The 26,174-nt window shown below is 72.4% G+C and carries 22 protein-coding genes and 2 pseudogenes; 14 read left to right on the top strand and 10 right to left on the bottom strand.

Annotated features, from left to right (window positions below; translation table 11 throughout):
• Positions 1–137: 137 nt before the first annotated feature.
• The 4 genes and pseudogenes from ABZ318_RS18610 to ABZ318_RS18595 form a co-directional block, all read left to right on the top strand.
• Positions 138–1,346, top strand: a pseudogene (locus tag ABZ318_RS18610) (MFS transporter); the annotation flags it as partial.
• A gap of 9 nt (positions 1,347–1,355) precedes the next feature.
• Positions 1,356–1,865: a MarR family transcriptional regulator gene (locus ABZ318_RS18605; protein WP_356903540.1), complete on the top strand. Its 510-nt coding sequence runs from the start codon at positions 1,356–1,358 to the stop codon at positions 1,863–1,865.
• A 54-nt stretch (positions 1,866–1,919) separates the two neighbouring features.
• On the top strand, positions 1,920–2,252 hold the full coding sequence (locus ABZ318_RS18600; RefSeq protein WP_356903539.1) for a DUF3817 domain-containing protein: 333 nt from the start codon (positions 1,920–1,922) through the stop codon (positions 2,250–2,252).
• Positions 2,253–2,323: 71 nt separating this feature from the next.
• The gene (locus ABZ318_RS18595; RefSeq protein ID WP_356903538.1) at positions 2,324–4,024 is read left to right on the top strand and encodes a methylmalonyl-CoA mutase family protein; all 1,701 of its coding nucleotides are present in this window, start codon (positions 2,324–2,326) and stop codon (positions 4,022–4,024) included.
• Between the two features lie 46 nt (positions 4,025–4,070).
• Here the strand turns inward: ABZ318_RS18595 and ABZ318_RS18590 are convergent, their stop codons facing one another.
• Positions 4,071–4,703, bottom strand: a complete 633-nt coding sequence (locus ABZ318_RS18590; RefSeq protein ID WP_356903537.1) for a TetR/AcrR family transcriptional regulator — start codon at positions 4,701–4,703, stop codon at positions 4,071–4,073.
• Positions 4,704–5,031: 328 nt separating this feature from the next.
• Here ABZ318_RS18590 and ABZ318_RS18585 point away from each other — a divergent pair, with 328 nt between their 5' ends.
• From ABZ318_RS18585 to ABZ318_RS18570, 4 genes are all read left to right on the top strand, one after another.
• A complete protein-coding gene (locus ABZ318_RS18585) occupies positions 5,032–5,997 on the top strand; it encodes a tetratricopeptide repeat protein (protein ID WP_356903536.1) in 966 nt (321 codons plus the stop codon).
• A 592-nt stretch (positions 5,998–6,589) separates the two neighbouring features.
• Complete coding sequence (locus ABZ318_RS18580; RefSeq protein WP_356903535.1) at positions 6,590–7,270, top strand: DUF6230 family protein; 681 nt, start codon at positions 6,590–6,592, stop codon at positions 7,268–7,270.
• A 117-nt stretch (positions 7,271–7,387) separates the two neighbouring features.
• Positions 7,388–7,957 (top strand): DUF6114 domain-containing protein, encoded by a 570-nt coding sequence (locus ABZ318_RS18575; protein ID WP_356903534.1) that lies wholly within the window; start codon positions 7,388–7,390, stop codon positions 7,955–7,957.
• Positions 7,932–9,272 (top strand): hypothetical protein, encoded by a 1,341-nt coding sequence (locus tag ABZ318_RS18570; protein WP_356903533.1) that lies wholly within the window; start codon positions 7,932–7,934, stop codon positions 9,270–9,272. Before ABZ318_RS18575 ends, ABZ318_RS18570 begins: the two co-directional genes overlap by 26 nt.
• Before the next feature lie 79 nt (positions 9,273–9,351).
• Here the strand turns inward: ABZ318_RS18570 and pyk are convergent, their stop codons facing one another.
• The 3 genes from pyk to pta all read right to left on the bottom strand — a co-directional run bounded on the left by pyk (position 9,352) and on the right by pta (position 14,220).
• A complete protein-coding gene (gene pyk / locus ABZ318_RS18565; RefSeq protein ID WP_356903532.1) occupies positions 9,352–10,782 on the bottom strand; it encodes a pyruvate kinase in 1,431 nt (476 codons plus the stop codon).
• An 82-nt stretch (positions 10,783–10,864) separates the two neighbouring features.
• Complete coding sequence (locus ABZ318_RS18560) at positions 10,865–12,142, bottom strand: acetate kinase (RefSeq protein WP_356903531.1); 1,278 nt, start codon at positions 12,140–12,142, stop codon at positions 10,865–10,867.
• Positions 12,139–14,220 carry a phosphate acetyltransferase gene (pta, locus tag ABZ318_RS18555; protein ID WP_356903530.1) on the bottom strand — a complete coding sequence of 694 codons (2,082 nt, stop codon included), beginning with the start codon at positions 14,218–14,220 and terminating at the stop codon, positions 12,139–12,141. The genes ABZ318_RS18560 and pta overlap by 4 nt, the downstream gene beginning before the upstream one ends.
• Before the next feature lie 304 nt (positions 14,221–14,524).
• Here pta and ABZ318_RS18550 point away from each other — a divergent pair, with 304 nt between their 5' ends.
• A complete protein-coding gene (locus tag ABZ318_RS18550; protein ID WP_356903529.1) occupies positions 14,525–15,550 on the top strand; it encodes an ATP-dependent 6-phosphofructokinase in 1,026 nt (341 codons plus the stop codon).
• Between the two features lie 230 nt (positions 15,551–15,780).
• Entirely contained in the window at positions 15,781–17,046 is a 1,266-nt protein-coding gene (locus tag ABZ318_RS18545; RefSeq protein ID WP_356903528.1) for a helix-turn-helix domain-containing protein, read from the top strand.
• Positions 17,047–17,124: 78 nt separating this feature from the next.
• Here the strand turns inward: ABZ318_RS18545 and ABZ318_RS18540 are convergent, their stop codons facing one another.
• The 4 genes and pseudogenes from ABZ318_RS18540 to ABZ318_RS18525 form a co-directional block, all read right to left on the bottom strand.
• On the bottom strand, positions 17,125–17,865 hold the full coding sequence (locus ABZ318_RS18540) for a tyrosine-protein phosphatase (protein ID WP_356903527.1): 741 nt from the start codon (positions 17,863–17,865) through the stop codon (positions 17,125–17,127).
• Positions 17,866–17,898: 33 nt separating this feature from the next.
• Entirely contained in the window at positions 17,899–18,507 is a 609-nt protein-coding gene (locus ABZ318_RS18535) for a helix-turn-helix domain-containing protein (protein WP_356903543.1), read from the bottom strand.
• 164 nt (positions 18,508–18,671) lie between these two features.
• On the bottom strand, positions 18,672–19,367 hold the full coding sequence (locus ABZ318_RS18530) for a response regulator (RefSeq protein ID WP_356903526.1): 696 nt from the start codon (positions 19,365–19,367) through the stop codon (positions 18,672–18,674).
• A 422-nt stretch (positions 19,368–19,789) separates the two neighbouring features.
• Positions 19,790–21,373: pseudogene (locus ABZ318_RS18525) on the bottom strand (sensor histidine kinase); the annotation flags it as partial.
• A gap of 174 nt (positions 21,374–21,547) precedes the next feature.
• Between ABZ318_RS18525 and ABZ318_RS18520 the strand changes: the two are divergent.
• The gene (locus tag ABZ318_RS18520) at positions 21,548–22,900 is read left to right on the top strand and encodes a cation:dicarboxylase symporter family transporter (RefSeq protein WP_356903542.1); all 1,353 of its coding nucleotides are present in this window, start codon (positions 21,548–21,550) and stop codon (positions 22,898–22,900) included.
• Between the two features lie 21 nt (positions 22,901–22,921).
• On the opposite strand, the gene ABZ318_RS18515 is transcribed toward ABZ318_RS18520, so the two are convergent.
• Positions 22,922–23,791 carry an aldo/keto reductase gene (locus ABZ318_RS18515; RefSeq protein WP_356903525.1) on the bottom strand — a complete coding sequence of 290 codons (870 nt, stop codon included), beginning with the start codon at positions 23,789–23,791 and terminating at the stop codon, positions 22,922–22,924.
• Positions 23,792–23,802: 11 nt separating this feature from the next.
• Positions 23,803–24,702: an NAD-dependent epimerase/dehydratase family protein gene (locus tag ABZ318_RS18510; RefSeq protein ID WP_356903524.1), complete on the bottom strand. Its 900-nt coding sequence runs from the start codon at positions 24,700–24,702 to the stop codon at positions 23,803–23,805.
• A gap of 84 nt (positions 24,703–24,786) precedes the next feature.
• Here ABZ318_RS18510 and ABZ318_RS18505 point away from each other — a divergent pair, with 84 nt between their 5' ends.
• From ABZ318_RS18505 to ABZ318_RS18495, 3 genes are read left to right on the top strand one after another with little or no spacing between them, the layout of a single operon-like run.
• Complete coding sequence (locus ABZ318_RS18505; RefSeq protein ID WP_356903523.1) at positions 24,787–25,305, top strand: Lrp/AsnC family transcriptional regulator; 519 nt, start codon at positions 24,787–24,789, stop codon at positions 25,303–25,305.
• 47 nt (positions 25,306–25,352) lie between these two features.
• Entirely contained in the window at positions 25,353–25,763 is a 411-nt protein-coding gene (locus ABZ318_RS18500) for a MerR family transcriptional regulator (RefSeq protein ID WP_356903522.1), read from the top strand.
• A 5-nt stretch (positions 25,764–25,768) separates the two neighbouring features.
• Entirely contained in the window at positions 25,769–26,107 is a 339-nt protein-coding gene (locus ABZ318_RS18495; protein ID WP_356903541.1) for a thioredoxin domain-containing protein, read from the top strand.
• The last annotated feature ends 67 nt before the right edge of the window (positions 26,108–26,174 follow it).

Here is a 26,174-nt window from a genome sequence, read left to right as displayed (position 1 = left end):
CGCGTGGATCAAGCGGGACGGCACGATCTCCAACGTCCGCATCACCGAGCTGATGATGACCGAGGCGCTCACCCGCAAGCCGGCCGAGGTCGCCGCCCGCGTCCGGCCCGGTCGCCGACTCCGAGGATTCGACCGCGGCCCCCGGATACCTCGCCGTCTTCGCCGTCCCCGAGTTCCGGTTCGTGTTCGTGGCGCATCTGTTCTCGCTGCTCGGGGTCGTCGTCAGTGAGCTCGCGCTCACCGTGCTCGTGTACGACCTGACCCGGTCGCCGCTGCTCTCCTCGCTCACCTTCGCGCTCGGGTTCCTGCCCTACCTCCTCGGCGGCACCCTCCTCGCCGGGCTCACCGACCGGCTCCCGCCCCGGCGGATCCTCGTCGTCTGCGACCTCGTCTGCGCCGGCTGCGTCGCGCTCATGGTGGTGCCCGCCACCCCCGTCGCCGTCCTGCTCGTGCTGCGCTGCGCCATCGCCGTCGTCTCGCCCGTCTTCAACGGCACCCGCATGGCGACCCTCGCCGACATCCTCGGCGAGGGCGAGCTGTTCGTGCTCGGGCGTTCGCTGCTGCGGATCGTGTCGCAGAGCGCGCTGCTCGCCGGCTTCGCCGCCGGCGGCGTCCTCCTCACCCTCGTCCCGCCGCGCGGCGCCCTCGCCGTCACCGCCGCCACGTTCCTCGTCTCCGCGCTGCTCCTGCGCCTCGGCACCGCCCGCCGCCCCGCCCGGGCGGCCGCGTCCACGGGCGGACTCGCCGGCACCTGGGGGGTGCTCCGCGACCGGCGGATCCGCGCCCTGATGCTGATGTTCTGGGTGCCGCCGCTCTTCGCCGTCGTCCCCGAGGCGCTCGCCGCCCCCTACGCCGACGAGATCGGCGTCTCCACCGCCGCCCTCGGCCTCCTCATGTGCGCGCTGCCCGTCGGCACCATCGCGGGCGAGCTCTTCGCCGGATCGTTCCTCTCCGCCGGGACCCGTTCGCGGATCGTGCTGCCGCTCGCCGTCACCGGCGTCCTGCCGTACCTGCTGTACGCCCCCGAGCCGGGCGTCGCCCTCGCGGCCGTCGCCCTGTTCCTGGCCGGCGCCACCGGCGCGTACACCCTCGGCCTCGACGCCTGGTTCGTCGCCGCCGTCCCCGAGGAGCAGCGGGGGAGGGTCATGACCCTGATGACCGCGGGCATGATGACCGTGCAGGGCGTCGGCATGGCCGGGGCCGGGATCGCGGCCGAGTTCGCCCCCGTGCACACGGTCGTCGCGGGCACGGGCGTCCTCGGCACGGTCTGTCTCCTCGCCGCCGCCGCCGAGCTGCGGGCGACCGAAAGGCGAGACGGGGCTGACCGGCATATGACCAGTCGGTAAGGTCGATGCGTGCCGAAGCCGCTCAGTCTCCCCTTCGACCCCATCGCCCGAGCCGACGAGCTCTGGCAGAAGCGCTGGGGCCCGGTCCCCTCGATGGCCGCGATCACCTCGATCATGCGCGCCCACCAGATCCTCCTCGCGGAGGTCGACGCGGTCGTCAAGCCGTACGGGCTGACCTTCGCGCGGTACGAGGCCCTGGTCCTGCTCACCTTCTCCAAGGCGGGCGAGCTGCCGATGTCCAAGATCGGCGAGCGGCTGCAGGTCCATCCGACCTCGGTGACGAACACCGTGGACCGGCTGGTGAAGTCGGGGCTCGTCGCCAAGCGGCCCAACCCCAACGACGGCCGCGGCACCCTCGCCTCCATCACGGAGAAGGGCCGCGAGGTGGTCGAGGCCGCGACCCGCGACCTGATGGAGATGGAGTTCGGCCTCGGCGCGTACGACGCCGAGGAGTGCGCGGAGATCTTCGCGATGCTGCGCCCGCTGCGGGTCGCGGCGCACGACTTCGACGAGGGCTGACCACACCCCGACCCGGGCGGAGATCGCCCGGATCGTGCCGTTACGCTCGTAGCCATGAAATCCAGCGTGCTGACCCGCTACCGCGTCATGGCGTACGTGACCGCCGTCATGCTGCTCGTGCTCTGCGCCTGCATGGTGGCGAAGTACGGCTTCCACACCGGCGAGGACCTGACCTTCGCGGTCTCCCAGCTGCACGGCGTCCTCTACATCATCTACCTGATCTTCGCCTTCGACCTGGGCTCCAAGGCGAAGTGGCCGTTCGGCAAGCTCCTCTGGGTGCTGGTCTCCGGCACCATCCCGACCGCCGCGTTCTTCGTCGAGCGCAAGGTCGTCGCCGAGACGCTTCCGCTGGTCAGCGGCGCGCAGGCGCAGCCGGTCAAGGCCTGACCCCTGCCCCCGTACATCCGTGCGGGGGTTTGCCGTCGACATTTACTAGGACGTCCTAGTAAATTCGAGGGATGGACGCTGACGCCATCGAGGAGGGCCGCCGCCGCTGGCAGGCCCGCTACGACAAGGCCCACAAGCGCGACGCCGACTTCAGCACGCTCTCCGGAGACGCCGTCGAGCCGGTCTACGGCCCCCGGCCCGGCGACGTCTACGAGGGGTTCGAGCGCATCGGCTGGCCCGGCGAGTACCCCTTCACCCGCGGTCTGCACCCGACCGGCTACCGGGGCCGGACCTGGACCATCCGCCAGTTCGCCGGCTTCGGCAACGCCGAGCAGACCAACGAGCGGTACAAGATGATCCTGGCCGCGGGCGGCGGCGGCCTCTCCGTCGCCTTCGACATGCCGACCCTCATGGGCCGCGACTCCGACGACCCCCGCTCCCTCGGCGAGGTCGGGCACTGCGGCGTCGCCGTCGACTCCGCCGCCGACATGGAGGCCCTCTTCAAGGACATCCCGCTCGGGGACGTCACGACGTCCATGACGATCTCCGGGCCCGCCGTCCCGGTCTTCTGCATGTACCTGGTCGCCGCCGAGCGCCAGGGCGTCGACCCGGCCGTCCTCAACGGCACGCTGCAGACCGACATCTTCAAGGAGTACATCGCCCAGAAGGAGTGGCTCTTCCGGCCCGAGCCCCATCTGCGCCTGATCGGCGACCTGATGGAGCACTGTGCGGCGCGCATCCCCGCGTACAAGCCGCTCTCGGTCTCCGGCTACCACATCCGCGAGGCCGGGGCGACGGCCGCGCAGGAGCTGGCGTACACCCTCGCCGACGGCTTCGGCTACGTCGAGCTCGGCCTCTCCCGCGGCCTCGACGTCGACGTCTTCGCCCCCGGTCTCTCCTTCTTCTTCGACGCGCACCTCGACTTCTTCGAGGAGATCGCCAAGTTCCGCGCCGCCCGCCGGATCTGGGCCCGCTGGATGAAGGAGGTCTACGGCGCCAGGACCGACAAGGCGCAGTGGCTCCGCTTCCACACCCAGACCGCCGGGGTCTCCCTCACCGCCCAGCAGCCGTACAACAACGTCGTGCGGACCGCGGTCGAGGCGCTCTCCGCGGTCCTCGGCGGCACCAACTCCCTCCACACCAACGCCCTGGACGAGACCCTCGCGCTCCCCAGCGAGCAGGCCGCCGAGATCGCGCTGCGCACCCAGCAGGTGCTGATGGAGGAGACCGGCGTCGCCAACGTCGCCGACCCGCTGGGCGGTTCCTGGTACGTGGAGCAGCTCACCGACCGCATCGAGGCCGACGCCGAGAAGGTCTTCGAGCAGATCAAGGAGCGCGGTCTGCGCGCCCACCCGGACGGCAGGCACCCGATCGGCCCGATGACCTCCGGCATCCTGCGGGGCATCGAGGACGGCTGGTTCACCGGCGAGATCGCCGACTCCGCCTTCCGGTACCAGCGGGCCCTGGAGAAGGGTGAGAAGCGGGTCGTCGGCGTCAACGTCCACCACGGCTCGGTCACCGGCGACCTGGAGATCCTGCGGGTCAGCCACGAGGTCGAGTGGGAGCAGGTTCGGGTCCTCGGCGAGCGCAAGGGGCGGCGTGACGACGCCCGGGTCCGCGCCTCGCTCGACGCGATGCTCGCGGCGGCCCGGGACGGGTCGAACATGATCCCCCCGATGCTGGAGGCCGTCCGCGCCGAGGCCACGCTCGGCGAGATCTGCGACGCCCTGCGCGAGGAGTGGGGGGTCTACACGGAGCCCCCGGGCTTCTGATGCGGGGAGCCCCCGGGCTTCTGACGTCCCGCCGGATTCCGCCCGTTCAGCCGGTGGTCGCCGCCGCCCCCAGGCCGCCCACCAGGAGCGCGGAGAGGCGGGCCACCCAGGGGGCGTCCACCGGTTCGGCGCTGACCAGGGCGCGGTGCACGACCGCGCCCGCGATGACGTCGAAGATCAGGTCGTCGGTGGCGTCCACGGCCATCGGGTCGCGGCCCGCCGGGAGTTCGCCGCGCTGCTGGGCCCGCTCGCGGCCCGCCAGGACCAGCCGCTTCTGGCGGTCGACGATGGAGGCGCGTATGCGCTCGCGGAGCGGCTCGTCCCGGGTCGACTCGGCCACCACGGCCATGAGGGCCGTCTTCGTCTCGGGCCGTTCGAGGAGGGCCGCGAACTGCAGCACCACGTGCTCGATGTCGGCCTGGAGGGAACCGAGGTCGGGCAGTTCGAGTTCGTCGAAGAGGACGGCGACGGCGTCCACGACGAGCTCGTTCTTGTTGGCCCAGCGGCGGTAGAGGGTCGTCTTCGCGACCCCGGCGCGGCCGGCCACGTCCCCCATCGTGAGCTTGGACCAGCCCAGTTCGACCAGGGCCGCGCGGGTCGCCTCCAGGATGGCCGTGTCGGCCTCGGTGGAGCGGGGGCGCCCGGTGCGGCTGCCGCGGGGGTTGGTGCGCTTACACATGGAAAGCGACCATACCCGCCGGTAGGTACACCGCCAGAGGCCGGTGATGTGAGGCAGTTCACCGTGCGGATCCCGTCCCCGCCCTCCCGCCGGATCCTTCCCTGGAGTTACGCTACGACCCGTAGCGAAAGGCATTGAGCGGCCTGAGCGACAACCACAGTGCCGGATGGGGATCCGGCGCGACAGCAGGCGCCGGGTGGGGACCCGGTGCCGCCGAAGACGAAGGACCGTGTCGTCCACGCGTCTCGCACACCGGCGGGAGATGCGCGGACGGCACGGTTCAGCCATGGCTTACCGGTTACGCGCGCGGAGGGGGGAGGATGTATCCATGCAGCCCCGAAACATGTCCATGAGCGGCGTCGTCGACCTCGCCGCGGTGAAGGCGGCCGGAGAGGCCAAGGCGAAGGCGGAGCAGGCGCGCGCCGAAGCCGCCCGGCAGGGCGGTTCCGCCGCCGTACCCCCGTCGGCCCTGGTGATCGACGTCGACGAGGCCGGCTTCGAGCGCGACGTGCTCCAGCGCTCGGCCGAGGTTCCGGTCGTCCTCGACTTCTGGGCCGAGTGGTGTGAGCCGTGCAAGCAGCTCGGCCCCCTCCTGGAGCGGCTGGCCGTCGAGTACAACGGCCGCTTCCTGCTCGCGAAGATCGACGTCGACGCCAACCAGATGCTGATGCAGCAGTTCGGCATCCAGGGAATTCCGGCCGTTTTCGCGGTGGTCGCCGGTCAGGCGCTGCCGCTGTTCCAGGGCGCGGTGCCCGAGGCGCAGATCCGGGAGACCCTCGACCAGCTGATCCAGGTCGGTGAGGAGCGATTCGGCCTCACCGGCATCGTCGTGGACGCCGGCGCCGACGCCTCGGACCCGGCGGCGCGGCCGGCCGGTCCGTACGACGCGCTCCTCGAAGCGGCGATGTCCGCGCTCGACGCGGGCGACCTGGCGGGTGCCGTCCAGGCGTACAAGAACGTGCTCGCCGACGACCCGGCCCACCCGGAGGCCAAGCTCGGCCTGGCGCAGGCCGAGCTCCTCGCCCGGGTGCAGGACCTCGACCCGGGCGCCGTCCGCAAGAACGCGGCGGACAACCCGGCCGACGTCGCCGCGCAGATCGCCGCCGCCGACCTGGATCTGGTGGGCGGTCATGTGCAGGACGCCTTCGGGCGCCTCGTGGAGGCCGTGCGCCGCACGGCGGGCGAGGACCGGAACGCGGCGCGGCTGCGTCTCCTGGAGCTGTTCGAGGTGATCGGCGCCGACGACCCGCGCGTGACGGCCGCCCGGCAGGCCCTCGCCAGGGTGCTGTTCTAGCTCTCCGGGCGTGCCGGATCGTCTGACGATTTGGCAGCAGGGTGACAAAACGCGGCCGCGCTTTACCAAAACTTGGTAATCGCGGCCGCTGTTACTTGCAGTAAATCGAACCCGGCGTTCTGTCCGGATTCATGTGGCGATCTCCTGACATTCACCGTCACTCGAACACACCCAGCGTGCCCGTTCGGCCCCGCCCCGCCATGACGTGGTTATCCACCCGTTACTAGCCAGTAACGAACCCCCTTGTGCGGGGGCCCGGAATGGACCACGATCGGCGACGCTCGGTCCGAACCGCACCACCCCGGCAACCACCCGGGGACGCGGCGAGGGTCCCCACCGAGTGGACCGGTGTTCCGGCACCGGTCGTGGACAGGGGGGTTCCCGATCTCACCGACCGGGGCCTGTCCAATCAGGTCGCGCTCGAAGGCGTGACCCATGGTTGTCGCTCGGGGGTGATCGCCGGTGATTCGGACGCGCATCGCGCCGCCTGATGCCTCGGCGCTCTCCTTCCCGAGGACGTAGCTCTTCTCCCATCCCAGGGTGGCCCCCCGGGGTCCCTCCGGAGATGTACGTCCGAGAAGGAGGAATTCTCATGAAGTCCCAGGTTCGTGGCGGGACCAGATGGAAGCGGTTCGCCGTCGTCATGGTCCCGAGCGTGGCCGCGACGGCCGCGATCGGTGTCGGCCTGGCCCAGGGCGCGCTCGCCGCGTCCTTCAGCATCTCCGGCCAGGAATTCAAGGTTAAGGCCAACAGCCTCGTCGGTACGGACTTCGTCCAGTACGGCAGCGTGGACGCGGGCAAGGACCTCGAGGGCAAGGACTTCGCCGCCCCGGTGGCCGTGTCCGGCTTCTCCGAGGCCTGGATCACCAACATGTGCCAGTCGGTCGTCACGCCGAAGGTGCCGTTCATCGGTGACGTCACCCTCCGCCTGGAGGCCGGCACCGACGCCGTCAAGACCGGCAAGGACGAGGACAAGGTCTACGCCAAGGACATCTACCTGGATGTCTCCGAGCTCAAGACCGACGCCGAGTTCAAGAACATCGACATCGGCGTCGCCGCCGGCAAGCTCAACGAGTTCGGCGGCAAGACGGACGCGGGCAAGCCGGGCATCCAGCCCAACACCAAGGCCAACCCGTACGGCTTCGGCCAGCGCGCCCAGCAGGCCACGCTGAACAACGTGGAGCAGAAGGCCTGGGCCACCACGGCCGGCACCTTCAAGCTGCCCGACCTGCACCTGTCGCTGCACCGGGGCACGAGCGCCGAGTGCTACTAGGACCGGCCGGTCCCTGAGGACCGATCCGTTCGGAGGGTGGGGCCGTCGCGCACGGTCCCACCCGCCAGGTTCCTTTCTTCACCTTTCTCAGCAACACCGCTTCCAGGGAGCTGTTCCATGAGCGCCGAGATCCCCGCCTCCCGCGAAGTCCCCAAAAAGGAGAACCGGTTCAAGGTCTGGCGGCAGACCCGGCCCTTCTGGGCGGGACTGTTCACCATGATCGGCGGCGTACCGATCGCGTACCTCCCGTACGGGGACATGCGGCTCGGCAACATCACCATGGCCATGCAGACGACGGCCGGATCGGCCGCGCTGATCATCGGCGTCCTGCTGATCACGCTCGGCCTGACGATGTGGTTCCAGCCCGTCGTCCGGGTGTTCGCGGGCGTCGCGTCGATCGTCCTGGCGCTCGTCTCCATCCCGGTGTCGAACTTCGGCGGCTTCGTCATCGGATACCTGTTCGCCCTCATCGGAGGCGGCATGTCCGCCGCCTGGGCACCCGCGCCCCCGGTCGAGGAGAGCGAGCGCGCAGAGCACGACGGTCGGCCGGAGGCCTCGGACGAGGCCGGTGCGGAGCCCGCGACGGAGGTCGTGCCCGCGGCCGTGGTCCCGGAGCAGCGCGAGGCGGAGCACCAGGCGACCGAAACGACCATCGACGCCAATGGCGGGAGGAACAGTGCGGGGTGACGAGACTCAGCCGGCGCTCGCGAAAGAGGGCCCGCGACACGCGGCCCCGCGCAAGTCGCTGCTGAACAGGATCCAGGGCCCCGCGGGGAAGGCGATGGCCCTGGCGGCCATGCCGACCGCGGTGCTCGTGGGCATGGGCCTCACGCCCAGACTCGCCCTCGCGGACGACGCGGACATCCCCTTCGCCCCCGGCCCCTGTGTGACGCGCTCGGACGAGCCGACGCCGGAGGCGACGGACACGGCGAAGCCGGACGGGAGCGCGAAGCCCACCGCCACGGCCACGCCGACGGACACCCCCTCGGCGACCGCCACGCCCTCCGCCGGCGCGACGCCGTCCGGGACCCCGACGCCCGCCGCGACGCAGACCGGCCAGACCGCCGCGCGGCAGACCGGCCAGACCGCCGCGCCCCAGACGCAGGAGCGCGCGACGACCGCCCCCGCGCCCGCCGCGACCCCCACGGCCACCCCCTCGCCGACGCAGTCCAGGAACCCGCTGGACCCGCTGGGCCTGGGCGACGCCCTCACGGACCTCTTCGACGGCCCCGACAAGACGCCGACGGCCACGCCCACGACGGCGGCGCCGACGACCCCCGCTCCGCAGCAGACGGGGGCCCCCGCCGACAAGGCGCCGGCGACCGACGCCCCGGCACCGACCGCCACCGCGTCCTCCAAGCCGAAGCCGGCGGAGGACCCGGACGCCGACCGGACGAGGAAGGCGATCGAGAAGGCCGCCGCGGAGGCCGGTGCCAAGGTCGAGGAGCTCCCCGAGAGCGCCAAGGGTCTCGACGTCAAGCCGGACACGGACATACCCGACGGGGCCAAGCCCCGTTTCCCGTGCCCCGAGTACGACGCGCAGGCCCTCGCGGACGCCGACCTGGAGCAGGGCATCCCGCTGCTCCCGGACGCGCCGTGGCGCCTGGAGAGCACGAAGCTCACGCTGAGCGGCCTGAAGTACCACGGCATCGTCGAGGTGAAGACCGGCAGCGGCAAGATCAAGAAGGTGCTGAAGTTCACCGCGACCACGGTGAAGATCAAGGACCTGCACCAGCTGACGGAGCACTCCGAAGGGCTGACGGCCCACGTCCGTTCCGACAAGGGCAAGGAGTCGACCATCACCGAGGGCACGGTGACGATGTACACAGAGGAGCTGAAGGGCAACCTCATCGGCCTCATCCCGATCACCTTCAGCCCGGAGTCCCCGCCGCCGCTGAACCTCCCGGAGGTCTTCTTCACCAACGTGAAGCTCAAGCAGGCGGGCCAGTTCGGCGGCACCCTCAGGGTCCCCGGCCTCCGCAACACGATCGAGCCCAGCTGACCCCCGTACCACTCCGGGAGCCGCACACGACGAAGCCCCCGTCCGCACCGGACGGGGGCTTCGTCATGGCTCACGCGGGTCAGGCGTGCTCGGCGCCGCCGAGGTGGTGGACGCGGACCATGTTGGTCGTGCCCGGGACGCCGGGGGGCGAGCCGGCAGTGATGACCATGATGTCGCCCTCGCTGTGGCGCTGGAGCTTGAGGAGCTCGGCGTCCACGAGGTCGACCATGGCGTCCGTGTTGTTCACGAACGGGACCAGGAAGGACTCCACGCCCCAGCTCAGGGTGAGCTGGTTCCGGGTGCCCTCGTCCGTCGTGAAGGCGAGGATCGGCTGCTGCGTGCGGTAGCGCGAGAGGCGGCGGGCGGTGTCGCCGGACTGCGTGAAGGCGATCAGCGCCTTGCCGTCGAGGAAGTCCGCGATCTCGCAGGCCGCGCGGGCGACGGAGCCGCCCTGGGTGCGCGGCTTCTTGCCGGGGACCAGGGGCTGGAGGCCCTTGGAGAGGAGCTCCTCCTCGGCCGCGGCGACGATCTTCGACATCGTCTTGACGGTCTCGATCGGGTACGCGCCGACCGAGGACTCGGCCGAGAGCATGACCGCGTCCGCGCCGTCCAGGATCGCGTTGGCGACGTCGCTCGCCTCGGCGCGGGTCGGCCGGGAGTTGGTGATCATCGACTCCATCATCTGGGTGGCGACGATGACCGGCTTGGCGTTGCGGCGGCACATCTCCACGAGGCGCTTCTGCACCATCGGGACCTTCTCCAGCGGGTACTCCACCGCGAGGTCGCCACGGGCCACCATGACGGCGTCGAAGGCGGCGACGACGTCCGCCATGTTCTCGACCGCCTGCGGCTTCTCCACCTTGGCGATGACGGGGACCCGGCGGCCCTCCTCGTCCATCACCTTGTGGACGTCCTTGACGTCGTTGGCGTCGCGGACGAAGGACAGGGCGACCATGTCGCAGCCCATCCGCAGCGCGAAGCGGAGGTCGTCGACGTCCTTCTCCGACAGCGCGGGCACGTTGACCGCCGCGCCGGGCAGGTTGATGCCCTTGTGGTCGGAGATGACGCCGCCCTCGACGACGATGGTCTTGACCCGGGGGCCGTCGACCTCGACGACCCGCAGCTCGACGTTGCCGTCGTTGATCAGGACCTGGTCGCCCTTGGAGACGTCGCCCGGCAGACCCTTGTAGGTGGTGCCGCAGATCGACTTGTCGCCCGGGACGTCCTCGGTGGTGATGGTGAACTCGTCACCGCGCACCAGCTCGACCGGTCCCTCGGCGAAGGTCTCCAGACGGATCTTCGGGCCCTGGAGGTCGGCGAGGACGCCGACGGCGCGCCCGATTTCTGCGGAGACCTGCCGGAGACGGTCGTACCGCTCCTGGTGCTCTGCCTGGGACCCGTGGCTGAAGTTGAATCGGGCCACGTTCATACCGGCCTCGATGAGAGCCTTCAGCTGCTCATACGAGTCGACGGCGGGGCCCAGCGTGCAGACGATTTTGGAACGGCGCATGAGGCGGATCCTATCGGTTTGTTTCACTGCGGAATATTCCGTCTGGCGGAAAGTACAAATGGGCGCGGGCCCGCTCAGGCGTTCACTCGTTCGAGCTCGCCCCTTCCAGAACGAGCGCGTAGCTCTGGCGCGCGATCTCCAGCTCCTCGTCCGTCGGCACCACCGCGACCGCCACCCGCGCGTACACCGGCGAGATGATCCGGGCCTCGTCGGAACGCACGGAGTTCAGGTCCGCGTCCACCGCGAGCCCCAGCTCCTCCAGGCCCGCGATCGCAGCCTCCCGCACCGGCGCCGCGTTCTCACCGACCCCCGCCGTGAACGCCACCGCGTCCACCCGGCCGAGCACCGCGTAGTACGCCCCGATGTACTTCTTCAGACGGTGGATGTAGACGTCGAAGGCGAGCGCCGCCCGCTCGTCGCCCTCGTCGATCCGCCGGCGGATCTCCCGCATGTCGTTGTCGCCGCAGAGCCCCACCAGCCCGGACTTCTTGTTCAGCAGCACGTCGACCTCCTCCGCCGACATGTCCGCGTTCCGCATCAGGTGGAAGGTCACCGCCGGGTCGATGTCGCCCGAGCGGGTGCCCATGACCAGGCCCTCCAGCGGCGTCAGACCCATCGAGGTGTCCACGCACCGGCCGCCCCGCACCGCCGACGCCGACGCGCCGTTCCCCAGGTGCAGCACGATCACGTTCACCTCCTCCGGCTCCTTGCCGAGGAGGCGCGCCGTCTCCCGCGAGACGTACGCGTGCGAGGTGCCGTGGAAGCCGTACCGGCGGATCCGGTGCGCGTCGGCCGTCTCCACGTCGATCGCGTACCGCGCCGCCGACTCCGGCATCGTCGTGTGGAAGGCGGTGTCGAAGACCGCCACCTGCGGCAGGTCCGGGCGCATCGCCATCGCCGTACGGATGCCCACCAGGTTCGCCGGGTTGTGCAGCGGCGCCACCGGCACGAGCCGCTCGATCTCCGCGAGCACCTCGTCGTCGATCACCGTCGGCTCGGTGAACCGCAGCCCGCCGTGCACCACCCGGTGGCCGATCGCCGCCAGCTCGGGGGAGTCCAGGCCCAGACCGTCCGTCGCCAGCTCCTCGGCGACCGCCTTCAGCGCGGCCGCGTGATCCGCGATCGGCCCGCTCCTCTCCCGCTTCTCACCGCCCCCCGGCGGGGTGTGCGCGATCCGCGAGGTCTCCTCGCCGATCCGCTCCACGAGACCCTGCGCCAGGCGGCTGTCGTCACGCATGTCGAGCAGCTGGTACTTCACCGACGAGGAACCGGAGTTGAGGACCAGCACACGGGTGGGAGGGGTCGAGCGAAGCCCGTCGGGCAGGGCGGTGGTGGGCGACGGGTGGGCGGGAGGGGTCATGCCGGGAGCTCCTGGGACTGGGACTGGATCGCCGTGATGGCGACCGTGTTGACGATGTCGCTGACGAGCGCGCCGCGCGAGAGGTCGTTCACGGGCTTGCGCAGACCCTGGAGCACCGGGCCGACCGCCACGGCGCCGGCCGAACGCTGCACGGCCTTGTAGGTGTTGTTGCCCGTGTTGAGGTCCGGGAAGATCAGCACGGTCGCCTGACCCGCCACCTCCGAACCCGGCAGCTTCGTCGCCGCGACGGAGGGCTCGACGGCCGCGTCGTACTGGATCGGGCCCTCGATCCGCAGCTCCGGACGCGCCTCGCGGACCAGCTTCGTCGCCTCCCGCACCTTGTCGACGTCCGCGCCGGAGCCCGAGGTGCCGGTGGAGTACGAGAGCATCGCGATCCGCGGCTCCACCCCGAAGCGGGCCGCGGTCTCCGCCGACTGGGCGGCGATGTCCGCGAGCTGCTCGGCGTTCGGGTCCGGGTTGACCGCGCAGTCGCCGTACACGAGGACCTTGTCGGCGAGGCACATGAAGAACACCGAGGAGACGATCGAGGCGTCCGGCTTCGTCTTGATGATCTCGAACGCGGGCCGGATCGTCGCCGCCGTGGAGTGCACGGACCCCGACACCATGCCGTCGGCGAGGCCCTCCTGCACCATCAGGGTGCCGAAGTAGTTCACGTCCGAGACGACGTCGTACGCCAGCTCGACGGTGACGCCCTTGTGGGCCCGCAGCGCCGCGTACTTCTCGGCGAAGGAGTCGCGCAGCTCCGAGGTCTGCGGGTCGATCAGCTGCGTGTCGCCCAGGTTGACGCTCAGGTCGGCGGCCTTCTTGCGGATGGCCTCGACGTCGCCGAGCAGCGTCAGATCGCAGACGTCACGGCGGACCAGCACGTCCGCCGCGCGCAGCACCCGCTCCTCGGTGCCCTCCGGCAGCACCACCCGGCGCCGGTCGGCCCGGGCCTGTTCGAGCAGCTCGTGCTCGAACATCATCGGCGTGACCCGGCCGCTGCGCGCCACCGAGATCCGCTTGAGGAGGTCGGTGGTGTCCACGTGCCGCTCGAAGAGACCGAGGGCGGTCTCCGCCTTGCGCGGGGTCGCGGCGCTCAGCTTGCCTTCGAGCGCGAACAGCTCGGCCGCGGTCGGGAAGCTGTTGCCGGGCACGGAGATGACCGGCGTGCCGGGCGCGAGGCGGGCCGCCAGGGTCAGGATCGCGTCGTCGGGCCGCTCGTTCAGGGTGAGCAGCACGCCGGCGATCGGCGGGGTGCCGGCCGAGTGCGCGGCGAGCGCGCCGACGACCAGGTCGGCCCGGTCCCCGGGGGTGACGACGAGACAGCCCGGGGTCAGCGCGGGGAGGAAGTTCGGCAGCATCGCGCCGCCGAAGACGAAGTCGAGCGCGTCCCGCGCCAGCCCGGCGTCGTCGCCGAGGACGACGGAGGCGCCCAGCGCGTGGGTGATCTGGGCGACCGTGGGCGCGGCGAGCGCCGGCTCGTCGGGCAGCACGTAGCAGGGCACGGGGAGCCGGGCCGCGAGCCGCTCGGCGATGGGCTCGCGGTCCTCGCCGGACACCCGGTTGACGACCATCGCGAGGACGTCGCAGCCGAGCCCGTCGTACGCCCGGAAGGCGTTGCGCGCCTCGGCCCGCACGGACTCGGCGGCCTGGCCCTTGCCGCCGACCACCGGGATGACGGAGGCGCCGAACTCGTTGGCGAGGCGCGCGTTGAGCGCGAGCTCGTCGGGGAGCTGGGTGGCGGCGAAGTCGGTGCCGAGGACGAGGACGACCTCGTAGTCGCGGGCGACGTCGTGGAAGCGGTCGACGAGCCGGGAGACCAGCTCGTCGGTGCCCCGCTCGGCCTGGAGCGCCGAGGCCTCGTGGTAGTCCATGCCGTAGACCGTCGACGGGTCCTGCGAGAGCCGGTAGCGGGCGCGCAGCAGATCGAAGAGCCGGTCGGGACGGTGGTGCACCAGCGGGCGGAACACCCCCACCCGGTCCACCTGGCGGGTGAGGAGCTCCATGACTCCCAGCTCGACGACCTGGCGGCCGTCACCGCGGTCGATCCCGGTCACGTACACGCTGCGCGTCACGCCGTGGTCTCCTGTCCAGTCCTGCGGAAGGGGCCGAGCGGTGCTCTCGCGGCACCGATCCGCGCCCCGTGCGTCAATCGGCAGTGCTCAGAAAGCCCCGATAGGGCGGCATTACCCCCTTGACAATACCCCCGCCGATGGTTACGTCGCCCCCCGGACGAAGGGCCCGGAAACCCGGGACAAAAGGCCTCCGCGGGCCACCGACAGGGACGCGCGGACGGGCGACGAACGCGTCCGCCGGGCGGCGCGTGGGAGAATCGTGGTGGCTCACAACGGACCGCGACCGAGCAGGAGACCAAGCACGATGCGCATCGGAGTTCTCACCGCAGGCGGCGACTGCCCCGGCCTGAACGCAGTGATCCGGTCGGTCGTGCACCGGGCGCTGACCGGCCACAACGACGAAGTCATCGGCTTCGAGGACGGGTTCAAGGGCCTCCTCGACGGCCACTACCGCCCCCTCGACCTCGACGCCGTCAGCGGCATCCTCGCCCGCGGCGGCACCATCCTCGGCTCCGCCCGCCTGGAGCGGAACCGGCTCCGCGAGGCCGCCGATTCCGCCTCCGACCTGGCCCGCACGTACGGCATCGACGTCCTCATCCCCATCGGCGGCGAAGGCACCCTGACCGCCGCCCGGATGCTCTCCGAGGCCGGCATGCCCGTCGTCGGCGTCCCGAAGACCATCGACAACGACATCTCCTCCACGGACCGCACCTTCGGCTTCGACACCGCCGTCGGCGTCGCCACCGAGGCCATGGACCGCCTCAAGACGACCGCCGAGTCCCACCAGCGGGTGATGGTCGTCGAGGTGATGGGCCGCCACGCCGGCTGGATCGCCCTCGAGTCCGGCATGGCCGGCGGCGCCCACGGCATCTGCCTCCCCGAGCGCCCCTTCCAGGTCGACGACCTCGTCAAGATGGTCGAGGAGCGCTTCGCCCGCGGCAAGAAGTTCGCCGTCATCTGCGTCGCCGAGGGCGCCCACCCGGCCGAGGGCTCCATGGACTACGAGAAGGGCGAGATCGACCAGTTCGGCCACGAGCGCTTCCAGGGCATCGGCAACCAGCTCGCCGTCGAGCTGGAGCGGCGCCTCGGCAAGGAGGCCCGCCCGGTCATCCTCGGCCACGTCCAGCGTGGCGGCACGCCGACCGCGTACGACCGGGTGCTCGCCACCCGCTTCGGCTGGCACGCGGTGGAGGCGGCCCACCGCGGCGACTTCGGCCGGATGACCGCGCTGCGCGGCACGAACGTCGAGATGGTGCCGCTGGCCGAGGCCGTGACCCAGCTCAAGACGGTCCCCGAGGACCGCATGCGCGAGGCAGAGTCGGTCTTCTGACCGGAACGGGGCCCTTCGGGACCCGGACGGTCGGGACGGGCCCTTCGGGGCCCGAGACGACCCGAGTGGCCCCGACCGTCCCCCCGTGGACGGTCGGGGCCACTCCGTCGTGCCCCGGCACTCCCCCCGGAAATGCCGGATTCCACTCTTGAGCCCCGGCACGAGATCAACAAGGCTTGGGGCTGTCCCGGACATGTCCCAACCCTGTCCGGCGGAAGGGGGACGCGCGGATGACGCCGGGGGAGCACGCTCCTGACCCACGGGAGGTACGGAACCCCGCCGAGTTCCTCGCGTGCCTCCAGGCCCTCAAGGACTGGTCGGGCCTGACCTACCGCGAGCTGTCGGCACGCGCGGAGACGCACGGCGACGTCCTGCCCCGCTCCACGGTGGCGAACATGCTGGCCCGCCCGACCCTGCCCCGAGAGGAACTGCTCACCACCTTCGTCCGCGCCTGCGGGGTCGAAGAGGACGAGGCGGACCACTGGCGGACGGTACGGAGGAAGCTGGCGGGGCGGGGGGCGTACGGGGCGGCCGCGGCAGGCGCGGCGGGCGCCGGGGCGCGGGGGGAGGCGGCACCAGGAGCCCGGGCGGATGCGACGCCCGAAGACCGGGGGGAGGCGCTCGCCGGGGCCCGGGCGGGGGAGACTCCCGGGGCCCGGGCGGGGGCGGCGGACCCCGGTGGGACACCCGCCCGGCCCGAGGCCGCAGACGGCCCCGATGCCGGCGCCGCCGACGGCTCTGACGGTCCCGGTGGCGACGGTGGTCCCGGTGGTCCCGCCGGGGGCGGTGCTCCCGGTGGTGGCGGCGCGAGCGGTTCCCGGTCCGAGGCCGGTACCCCGTCAGGGCCTGGCTCCCCGTCCGGGCCTGGCGGCTCGCCGGACGGCCCCGGTGCCCCGGACGGGCCCGGCTTCCGGATACGGCGTGCCCTCGTCGCGGTCGTCGCGGTCGTCGCGTTCGCCGGGCTCGTGCTGGCCGGGGTCAGTGTCGTCGCCTTCCTGCGGGACGGGCACGCCGGGCATCCGCCCCGTACCCCCACCGCCCCCGCCGCCGGGGACGTCCGGATCCGGGTGGCCGGCACCGACTTCTGCCTCGGCGAGCGGCGCGGCACCCGCACCGGCCAGGTCCACCAGCTGCCGTGCGCCGCCGCGGGCCTCCCGCGCTACTCGCTGGCGGAGGCGGGCGGCGGCCGGTGGAGGATCGTTTCGGACCACCCCGACTTCGGCGCCGGCTGCTCCGGCCTGCCCTCGGGCGGCCGGATACCCGGCGCCGCGTACGAGGACTCCGAGTGCGGCGACCCGACCCGGGTCGAGTCCTTCGCCCTGGAGGCGTACGGCACCCCCGTCGAGGGCTACCGGATCGTCCCGGTGGGCTCCGCGACCCCCGGCAGCTGCGTCACCGTCGTCGGCGACCGCTCGGCCGCCTGGGCGCGGCTCGCCCAGGCGCCCTGCGCGCCGGACGCGGCCGGGCAGCTCTTCGACTTCGACCGGTGGGACTGAACGGGCGGGCCCGGTCGAGACGCGTACGAAGGGCTTGCCGCCGGGACCGCCCGCGAGCACCGCGGCCCCGGCGGGACCTCAGGCGGCCTCGACCAGACGGGCCTTGAGCGCCGTCACCACCGCCGGGTCGAGCCCGACGTGGCCGGTGGCGTACGCGTACACCGAGCCGTACCGCTCGCGCAGGTCCGCGAGGAACAGCCGGATGACGTCGGCGGGCGCCCGGCCGTAGCCCGGCCAGCGCGGCTCCCGGCCCGGGTGCGCGGCCCGCCAGTCGGAGATCAGCCGCTCCGTGGCCAGCTCGGTGAGCGCGAAGTCCGCGAGGATCTCCTCGTCCGGGACCTCCAGGAGGCCGAGGACGACGGCCGCGAGCAGACCCGTGCGGTCCTTCCCGGAGGCGCAGTGGAAGACGAGCGGCCCCTCGGCGGCGGCGATCAGCTCCAGGGCCGCACGGAGCTCCTCCGCCCCGTCCTCGGCGACCTCGGCGAAACGGTCGGCGAGGTAGCGCCAGGGGTCGAGGGCCGGGTCGATCGCCTCCTGGTCGTAGGGGCGGTGTTCGATGGAGAGGTTGTGCCAGGAGACCTCCTCGGTCTCCGGCAGGCGGCCCTTGCCGGCGATCTCCCACGGATAGCGCAGGTCGATCACCGTGCCCACGCCCAGCGCGCGGAAGCGCTCCAGGTCGGCCGGGCCGGCGTCCGCGAGCTTGCCGAGGGAGTCGGAGCGGTAGAGGGTCTCCCACCGCACGGTTCCGCCGTCGGCGGTCCGATAGCCGCCCAGGTCACGGAAGTTGTGGAGTCGGTCGAAGGGTATGTGTCGTCTCACGGCCGCCAATGTACGGCCCCGGTCCCGGATGATCTACGGGCCGACCGCCGCCCAGAAGTGCTCGGTGATCCCGTCCAGGTAGGCGCGCCCCTCGTCGCCGGTCGTCCCCGAGGCGCCCCAGCTGCTGATCGCCGTCATCCGGGTGTGGTAGTCCGCGTGGAGCTGCTGGAGCGCGGACTCCACGATCCGCTTCGGCAGCGGCACCAGCTTCACGGTCGGCTTCACGTACGCCTGCCAGCGCGTCGTCGCCGCGTCGCGCAGCAGTTCGGCGAGGGCTTCGTCGCCGCCGGTCGCGGTGATCAGGGCGCGCGGGCCGAGGCCGAGTGCCTCGGCGAGCGCGACCGTCTGGCGTTCGGTGCCGCGCCAGCGGCCCTCGTCCTCCATCCGCTGGTACGCGTGGGTCGCCACGCCCACCCGCCGGGCGAGGTCCTCGACGGAGAGGCCGCGTGCGACCCGGTGCTCGCGCAGGGTGGAGGCGGCGGCGATGAGGTCGGCGGGGGAGCACCACAGGACGCCCGCGAGGGCGGTGAGCTCCTGCTCGTCGGGGACCGCGCGGCCGCGTTCCCAGGCGAAGACGGTCTCGGGCTCGACGAAGAGGCCGTACTGGGCCCGCAGGCCGTAGGCGACGTGTTCGGGGAGCATGCCGAGGCCCTCGCGGAGGCGGCGGGCGGCCTGGGCGTCGAAGGGCGGGGAGGGTTGGTGCACCCGGCCACGGTAGGTGCGGAGGGTGACGGCTGGCTACGGTGTGTTCTTCCAACGTGCGGTGTCGTAGGAACGTGGGAACCGGGCGGTAACAGCGGGCCCGCCTAGGGGCGGCGCGCGGGGCCGTCGAGCCAGCGGTACTGGAGCTCGGGGCGGCCGATCTGCCCGTACTGCGGGGCGCGCACGGCCCGGCCCTCCGTGACCAGGTGTTCGAGGTAGCGGCGGGCGGTGATCCGGGAGATCCCGACGGCCGTGCCCGCCTCGGCGGCGGTGAGCCCCGCCGGGGTGGACCGGAGGGTGCGCGTGACGGCTTCGAGCGTGGGGGCGCTGAGGCCCTTGGGGAGCGTGGCGGGGTGGGGGGCCCGGAGTGCGGCGAGGGCCCGGTCCACCTCGTCCTGGCCGGAGGCCTCCCCGGCGGCCGCCCGGAACTCGGCGTACCGGGCGAGCCGGTCCCGCAGGGTGGCGAAGGCGAACGGCTTCAGGACGTACTGGACGACGCCGAGGGACACGCCCTCGCGGACGACGGCCAGGTCCCGGGCGGAGGTCACGGCGATGACGTCCGCGGAGTGGCCGGCGGCCCGCAGGGCCCGGAGCAGCTGGAGGCCGTGGCCGTCGGGCAGGTAGAGGTCGAGCAGGATCAGGTCGACCGGCGTCCGGTCGAGGATCCGCACGGCCTCGGCCCGCGAGTGCGCGACCCCGACGACGGTGAAGCCCTCGACCCGCCCGGCGTAGAGCGCGTGGGCGTCGGCGGCGACGGGGTCGTCCTCGACGACGAGAACCCGGAGGAGGTGCGTACTCACGGGGCCACCTCCGTATCGACCGCCCCGGAAGCCCGCGAGCTCCCGCCCGGCCGGGAAACCCCGGAGCCGCAGGCCGACTCGCCGCCGCCGGCGCGCACGGACCGACCCGGGACACCGGGCCCGCCCGGGTGGGCGAGGCCGCGGGGCTCGCCGGTCGTGTCCGGCGCGGCCGGGTCGGTGCCGGTCCCTGGGACACCGGGTCCGCCCGGGTGGGCGAGGTCGCGGGGCGCCCCGGCCGCACCCGGCGTGGCCGGGTCGGTGCCGGTTCCCGGGACGCCGGGTCCGCCCGGGTGCGCGAGGTCGCGGGGCGCCCCGGCCGCACCTGGCGCGGCCGGGGCGGTGCCGGGTCCGCTCGGCTCTTCGGGGGGACTCGCATCCGTGATGCGTGCCCCGCCCCCTTCCCCCGTCCCGGCCTCCCGTCGCAGGGGCAGGCGGACCGTGAACCGGGCGCCGCCCTCCTCCGCCTCCGTGAGGTGCAGGGTGCCCGAGGCGCGGGAGACCGCCTGGCCCACCAGGGCCAGGCCGAGGCCGCGGCCGGGGCCCCGGGTGGACCAGCCGCGGCCGAGGACCGCCTCCCGGTCGGCGGGGCGGACGCCCGGGCCGTTGTCGGCGACCCGGAGCAGCAGCTCGCCGTCGCCCGCGCGGGCCGCGACCGTGACCGTCACGCGCGCGTGCGGGGTCCCGCCGACCGCCTCCACCGCGTTGTCGATGAGGTTGCCCAGGATCGTCACCAGGTCCCGGGAGGGCAGGGCCGCCGGGACCCGGCCGTCGTCGATGCGGCTGTCCTCGGTGAGGACCAGCTCCACGCCCCGCTCGTTGGCCTGCGCCGCCTTGCCGAGCAGCAGCGCCGCGAGGACCGGCTCGCCGACGGCGTCGACGACGCGGTCGGTGAGCGCCTGGGCGAGCTCCAGCTCCGCCGTCGCGAACTCCACCGCCTCCGCCACCCGGCCCAGTTCGATGAGCGACACGACCGTGTGCAGCCGGTTCGCCGCCTCGTGGGCCTGGGAGCGGAGCGCCTCCGTGAAGCCCCGCTCGGAGTCCAGCTCGCCGGAGAGCGCCTGGAGTTCGGTGCGGTCCCGGAGCGTGACGACGGTGCCGCGCCGCTCCCCGCCCACCACCGGGCGGGTGTTGACCACCAGCACCCGGTCGGCCGTCAGGTGCGTCTCGTCGACGCGCGGCTCCGAGGAGAGCAGCGCGCCGGTCAGCGAGGCGGGCAGGCCGAGCTCCGCGGCCGGCCGGCCCACCACGCCCTCGTCCAGGCCCAAGAGCTCCCGCGCGCCGTCGTTGATGAGGGCGATCCGCCGCCCTCCGTCGAGCATCACGAGCCCTTCCCGGACGGCGTGCAGCGCGGCCTCGTGGTAGTCGTGCATGCGGCTCAGCTCCGTGGCGTTCATGCCGTGCGTGTGGCGGCGCAGGCGCGCGTTCACGACGTACGTCCCCGCTCCGCCGAGCGCGAGCGCCGCGCCCGCCATGCCGAGCAGGGCGGTCACCTGCTCCCGTACCTGCTCGCTGATCTTGTCGATCGTGATGCCCGCGCTGACCAGGGCGACGACCCGGCCCTGCCGGTCGAGGACGGGCGCCACCGTCCGTACGGAGGGGCCGAGGACGCCCAGGTGCGTCTCGGAGTAGAGCCGGCCCTGCCGCGCCTGCTCGATGTGCCCGAGGTACGTGCGGCCTATCTGCTCCGGCTCGGGATGGGTCCAGCGGGTGCCGTCCGGGGCCATGATCACCACGAAGGCGACGCCCGCGTGGCGGCGCAGCGACTCCGCGTACGGCTGGAGGGCGGCCGTCGGATCGGCGGAGCGGGCGGCGGCGACCACGGACGGGGAGTCGGCGACGGCGGCGGCGGTCGCCGTGGACTGGCGCCGCGCGGTCTCCTCGGCCTGCGCCAGGTCCGTGACGTACGCGAAGACCGCGCACCCCGCCACGACGACGGCCACGAGCACGACCTGCATCGCGAAGAGCTGGCCGGCCAGGCTGCGGGGGCGGGGGAGGGGAAGACGCATGCGGCGCATGCGGGTAAGTGTGCACGTGGGAATGTGCGCGGCGGCACCGCGTTCCCGAATCGTGCCCTTCCCCTCGTGAACGAAACGCACGCAACCGTGACCCTGGTCACAGGCTGGTGGATAGTCGCGGAGGTCCACCGGGACGTGGACACCCATCAGCACGAGGAGGACCCCGTGGCCGCACGCCGGGACCGCACCCATTATCTGTATCTCGCCGTCATCGGCGCCGTACTGCTCGGCATCACGGTCGGGTTCCTGGCGCCGGGCGTCGCCGTCGAGCTCAAGCCGCTGGGCACCGGCTTCGTCAACCTGATCAAGATGATGATCTCGCCGATCATCTTCTGCACGATCGTGCTCGGCGTCGGCTCGGTCCGGAAGGCCGCGAAGGTCGGCGCCGTCGGCGGCCTCGCCCTCGGCTACTTCCTCGTGATGTCGACCGTCGCACTCGCGATCGGTCTGCTCGTCGGCAACCTCCTGGAACCCGGCTCCGGGCTCCACCTCACCAAGGAGATCGCCGAGGCCGGCGCCAAGCAGGCCGAGGGCGCGCACGAGTCGACCCCGGACTTCCTGCTCGGGATCATCCCGAAGACCCTCGTCTCCGCCTTCACCGAGGGCGAGGTCCTGCAGACCCTCCTCGTCGCCCTCCTCGCCGGCTTCGCGCTCCAGGCCATGGGCGCCGCCGGGGAGCCCGTCCTGCGGGGCATCGGGCACATCCAGCGGCTCGTCTTCCGCATCCTCGCCATGATCATGTGGGCCGCGCCGGTCGGCGCGTTCGGCGCGATCGCGGCCGTCGTCGGCGCGACGGGCGCCGCGGCGCTGAAGTCGTTGGCCGTCATCATGATCGGCTTCTACCTGACCTGCGGGCTCTTCGTCTTCGTGGTCCTCGGCGCGCTGCTCCGGCTGATCGCCGGGATCAACATCTGGGCCCTCCTGAAGTACCTGGGCCGCGAGTTCCTGCTGATCCTCTCCACCTCCTCCTCGGAGTCCGCGCTGCCGCGGCTCATCGCGAAGATGGAGCACCTGGGCGTCAGCAAGCCGGTCGTCGGCATCACCGTGCCGACCGGCTACTCCTTCAACCTCGACGGCACCGCGATCTACCTGACGATGGCCTCGCTCTTCACCGCCGAGGCGATGGGCGACCCGCTGTCGATCGGCGAGCAGATCTCGCTCCTCGTCTTCATGATCATCGCCTCGAAGGGGGCGGCGGGCGTCACCGGCGCGGGGCTCGCCACGCTCGCGGGCGGCCTCCAGTCGCACCGGCCCGAACTGGTCGACGGGGTCGGCCTCATCGTCGGCATCGACCGTTTCATGAGCGAGGCGCGCGCCCTCACCAACTTCGCGGGCAACGCGGTCGCGACGGTGCTCGTCGGCACGTGGACGAAGGAGATCGACAAGGCGCGGGTCGCGGAGGTCCTCGCCGGACGGATCCCCTTCGACGAGACCACCCTCGTCGACGACCACGGGACGACGGCGGTCCCGGACCAGCGCACGGACGAGGGCGAGGAGAGGGCCCGCGCGGGCGTCTGACCCCGGGCCGGCGGAGCCTCCTCACGGACCGCCCAGTTCCGCCAGTTCCTCCGGCGAGAGCGTCAGCGCCGTCGCCCCCGCCGAGTCCCGTACCGTCTCCGGGCGGCTTGCGCCCGGGATGGGGAGGACCGTTTCCGAGCGGGTCAGGAGCCAGGCGAGGGCCACGCGCTGGGGGCTGACGCCGTGTGCCCGGGCCACGCGGTGGAAGGCGCCGAACTCCGGGTCCTCCTCCTGGGCGGACGCCCCGTCGAGGGAGCTGCGCGAGATCCCGCCCAGCGGGCTCCACGGCAGGAAGGCGAGGCCGAGTTCGGCGCAGAGCCGCAGCTCCGCCTCGCCGTCCCGTACCGCGGGTGAGTAGCGGTTCTGCACGGAGACCAGCCGGTCGCCGAGGATCTCGCGGGCCAGCCGGATCTGGGCGGCGTCGACGTTCGAGATCCCCGCGAGCCGTACCGTACCCGCGTCCAGCAACTCCCGTACCACCCCGAGGGATTCGGCGTACGGGACGGCCGGGTCCGGCTTGTGCAGCTGGTAGAGGCCGATCGCGTCGCCGCCGAGCCGCCGCGCCGAGCCCTCCGCGGCCCGCCGCAGGTGCTCGGGGCGGCCGTCCACGGTCCAGCCGCCGTCGGCCGTGCGCCCCCGGCCGCCCTTGGTCGCGACGAGCACGTCGTCCGTGCCGCCGCCGTACGAGGCGAGGGCCCGCCGCACGAGGAGCTCGCCCTCGCCCGGCGTGCCGCCCGGCGGGTGGTAGGAGTCGGCGGTGTCGAGGAGGGTCACGCCCGCGTCGAGCGCGGCGTGCACGGTGGCGACGGCCCGCGCCTCGTCCGGGCGGCCCTCGATGGAGAGCGGCATCGTGCCGAGCCCGACGGCTCCGACGCGTACGTCTCCCAGCATCCGGTGCCGCGTCATCGGCGCATCGCCCCGATCGTTTCCGAGACGGCCTTCGCGAGCCACTCGCCGGAGTCCGTGAAGGAGTAACCGAGGGAGGTCGCGCGGGAGTTGGACATGCCGTACGAGCGGGCGAAGGAGAACGGCGAGACCTCGCCGACCTCCACCTCCTGGAAGACGGTCCGGCCGCCCACCAGCTTCTCGATCTCCGCGCAGAGGTCGGCGGTGGTGAGCGGACCGTGGGAGTGGGCGTTCACCGGTCCGGTGAAGTCCGACTCGACCGCCCAGGCGAGGAACGCGGCGATCTCCTCCACGTACACATAGGTCGCCGGGTGGTTCACCACCGGCACGGCGACGGGCTCGCCCGCCCGGACGCGCCGCGCGTAGTGGTCGAGCCGGCCGGTGAAGTCGTCCGCGCCGCCCAGGACGTGCGCCACCCGCACCGAGGCCCAGGCGAACGGCGTCCCCGCCGCGAAGACCGCCTCGGCCTGCCGCTTCCCCTCCCCGTAGTGCGCTTCGAGGAACTCGGGGTCCTCCCAGGGCAGGCCCGTGTCGACGGTCACGGTGGTCAGGTCGAGGGCGGACTCGGCGACCGGCTCGGCCGAGTCCTCGTACTCGTAGACCTCGACCGTCGACGTCATCACATAGCGCCGGGTGCGCGTCGCGAACACGCGTCGGGCGATCTCGGCCTGGCGCGGCGTGTAGCAGACCTGGTCCACGACGGCGTCGAAGGAACGGCCCGCGAGAACGGACGCGAGCGCGTTCTCGTCGTCGCGGTCGGCGACCAGCTGCTCGATTCCTTCCGGGGCCGGGGAAGAACCCCGGTTGAGCACCGTGATCCGGTGCCCGGATTCCCGCAGCAGCGCGATGAGCCGCTTTCCGAAATAGCGGTTCCCGCCGATGACCAGAACGTCCATGGGCCCCAACTCCCCCGATTTCCCGTCTGCCTTGCCTTCTTCGACAAGTGTTACGTTGTGCGCTCGCCGATCGAAGGGGGAAACATGGGAGTGCAGGCCGTCTCGCCGAAGGAACCACGGCATTCGCGCGCCGCCGCCGACGAAACCTCGGCGGCCGCTTTCGACCCCATCGACCGGCAGATCCTGGACCTCCTGCAGACCGACGGCCGCATCAAGCTCAGCGAGCTCGGCCGCCGCGTCCGGCTGAGCCCCGCGGCCGTCACCGAACGGGTCCGCCGCCTGGAGGCGAGCGGGGCGGTCACCGGCTACGGCGCGCACGTCTCGCCGGCCGTGCTCGGCTACGGCATCCAGGCCTTCATCAGGGTGAACCCGCACGGCGGCTACAACCTGAAGCACCCCCGCACCCTGGAGCTGACCGCGCGCCCGGAGGTCCTGGAGGTCCACCACGTGGTCGGCGAGGACTGCTGGATCCTGAAGGTCGCCGTCACCGACACCGTCCACCTGGAAGAGGTCCTGGAGCAGACCTCGGCCCTCGGCCGGACCACGACCTCGATCGTGCTGTCCTCCCCGGTCGAGCGGAAGCCGCTGCTGCCGCCCGCGTGACGTCACCCCTTGCCTTGACGTCGGCGTCAAGGCCTACCGTCGGGGACATGCGCATCGGAGAGCTGGCCGAGCGGGCCGGGACGACCACGCGGACCCTGCGGTACTACGAGTCCCGCGGTCTGCTGACCGCACGGCGTACGGAGCAGGGTTACCGCACGTACGACGAGGACGACCTGCGGCTGCTCCAGCAGATCAGGACCCTGCAGGACTTCGGGTTCGAGCTGGAGGAGACGCGGCCGTTCGTCGACTGCCTGCGCGCGGGGCATCCGGCGGGGGACTCGTGCCCCGCGTCGATCGCCGTCTACCGGCGGAAGGTCGCCGAGCTGGACGGGCTGATCGAACAGCTCCAGGCGGTACGCGCCCAGGTGGGCGCCCAGCTGCTGCGGGCCGAGGCGGAACTGCCGCACGGCCCGGAGCCCCGGTGCGAACTCGAAGCGGTGACGGAGGCGGAGGGGTGACGGAGATGACGACGTACGCGGAGGGCGTGGCGGAGGTCACGGACGAGGACTTCGGCACGGAGGTGCTGGGCGCCGGGCTGCCGGTCCTCGTGAAGTTCACGGCGGAGTGGTGCGGCCCGTGCCGGCAGCTGAAGCCGGTGCTCGGCGCGATCGCCGCGGAGGAGGCGGCGCGGCTGCGGATCGTGGAGATCGACGTGGACCGCAACCCGGAGACCACCGTGAAGTACGGGGTCCTCGCGACCCCGACCCTCATGGTCTTCCGGGGCGGCGAGCCCGTGAAGTCGATCGTCGGCGCCCGCCCGAAGCGCCGCCTCCTGGCGGAACTGGAGGACGTGCTGGCCTGAGGCGGCACGACACCGAGGCATACAGAAATACCCCGACTAGAATTGACAGTCGGGGTATTGCTTCGCG

This window comes from Streptomyces sp. NPDC006197, assembly GCF_040613865.1.
GTDB lineage: Bacteria > Actinomycetota > Actinomycetes > Streptomycetales > Streptomycetaceae > Streptomyces.
This window is presented reverse-complemented; position numbering and strand designations above follow the sequence as displayed.

What these genes read in the sequence shown, in the direction of transcription:
- ABZ318_RS18495 (WP_356903541.1), top strand. Translation starts at nt 25,769, where the DNA reads ATGACGACGTACGCGGAGGGCGTGGCGGAGGTCACGGACGAGGACTTC.
- ABZ318_RS18550 (WP_356903529.1), top strand. Translation starts at nt 14,525, where the DNA reads ATGCGCATCGGAGTTCTCACCGCAGGCGGCGACTGCCCCGGCCTGAAC.
- ABZ318_RS18510 (WP_356903524.1), bottom strand. Translation starts at nt 24,702, where the DNA reads ATGGACGTTCTGGTCATCGGCGGGAACCGCTATTTCGGAAAGCGGCTC.
- ABZ318_RS18500 (WP_356903522.1), top strand. Translation starts at nt 25,353, where the DNA reads ATGCGCATCGGAGAGCTGGCCGAGCGGGCCGGGACGACCACGCGGACC.
- ABZ318_RS18580 (WP_356903535.1), top strand. Translation starts at nt 6,590, where the DNA reads ATGAAGTCCCAGGTTCGTGGCGGGACCAGATGGAAGCGGTTCGCCGTC.
- ABZ318_RS18590 (WP_356903537.1), bottom strand. Translation starts at nt 4,703, where the DNA reads ATGTGTAAGCGCACCAACCCCCGCGGCAGCCGCACCGGGCGCCCCCGC.
- pyk (WP_356903532.1), bottom strand. Translation starts at nt 10,782, where the DNA reads ATGCGCCGTTCCAAAATCGTCTGCACGCTGGGCCCCGCCGTCGACTCG.
- ABZ318_RS18560 (WP_356903531.1), bottom strand. Translation starts at nt 12,142, where the DNA reads ATGACCCCTCCCGCCCACCCGTCGCCCACCACCGCCCTGCCCGACGGG.
- ABZ318_RS18545 (WP_356903528.1), top strand. Translation starts at nt 15,781, where the DNA reads ATGACGCCGGGGGAGCACGCTCCTGACCCACGGGAGGTACGGAACCCC.
- ABZ318_RS18575 (WP_356903534.1), top strand. Translation starts at nt 7,388, where the DNA reads ATGAGCGCCGAGATCCCCGCCTCCCGCGAAGTCCCCAAAAAGGAGAAC.
- ABZ318_RS18595 (WP_356903538.1), top strand. Translation starts at nt 2,324, where the DNA reads ATGGACGCTGACGCCATCGAGGAGGGCCGCCGCCGCTGGCAGGCCCGC.
- ABZ318_RS18505 (WP_356903523.1), top strand. Translation starts at nt 24,787, where the DNA reads ATGGGAGTGCAGGCCGTCTCGCCGAAGGAACCACGGCATTCGCGCGCC.
- ABZ318_RS18600 (WP_356903539.1), top strand. Translation starts at nt 1,920, where the DNA reads ATGAAATCCAGCGTGCTGACCCGCTACCGCGTCATGGCGTACGTGACC.
- ABZ318_RS18535 (WP_356903543.1), bottom strand. Translation starts at nt 18,507, where the DNA reads ATGCTCCCCGAACACGTCGCCTACGGCCTGCGGGCCCAGTACGGCCTC.
- ABZ318_RS18570 (WP_356903533.1), top strand. Translation starts at nt 7,932, where the DNA reads ATGGCGGGAGGAACAGTGCGGGGTGACGAGACTCAGCCGGCGCTCGCG.
- ABZ318_RS18585 (WP_356903536.1), top strand. Translation starts at nt 5,032, where the DNA reads ATGCAGCCCCGAAACATGTCCATGAGCGGCGTCGTCGACCTCGCCGCG.
- ABZ318_RS18515 (WP_356903525.1), bottom strand. Translation starts at nt 23,791, where the DNA reads ATGCTGGGAGACGTACGCGTCGGAGCCGTCGGGCTCGGCACGATGCCG.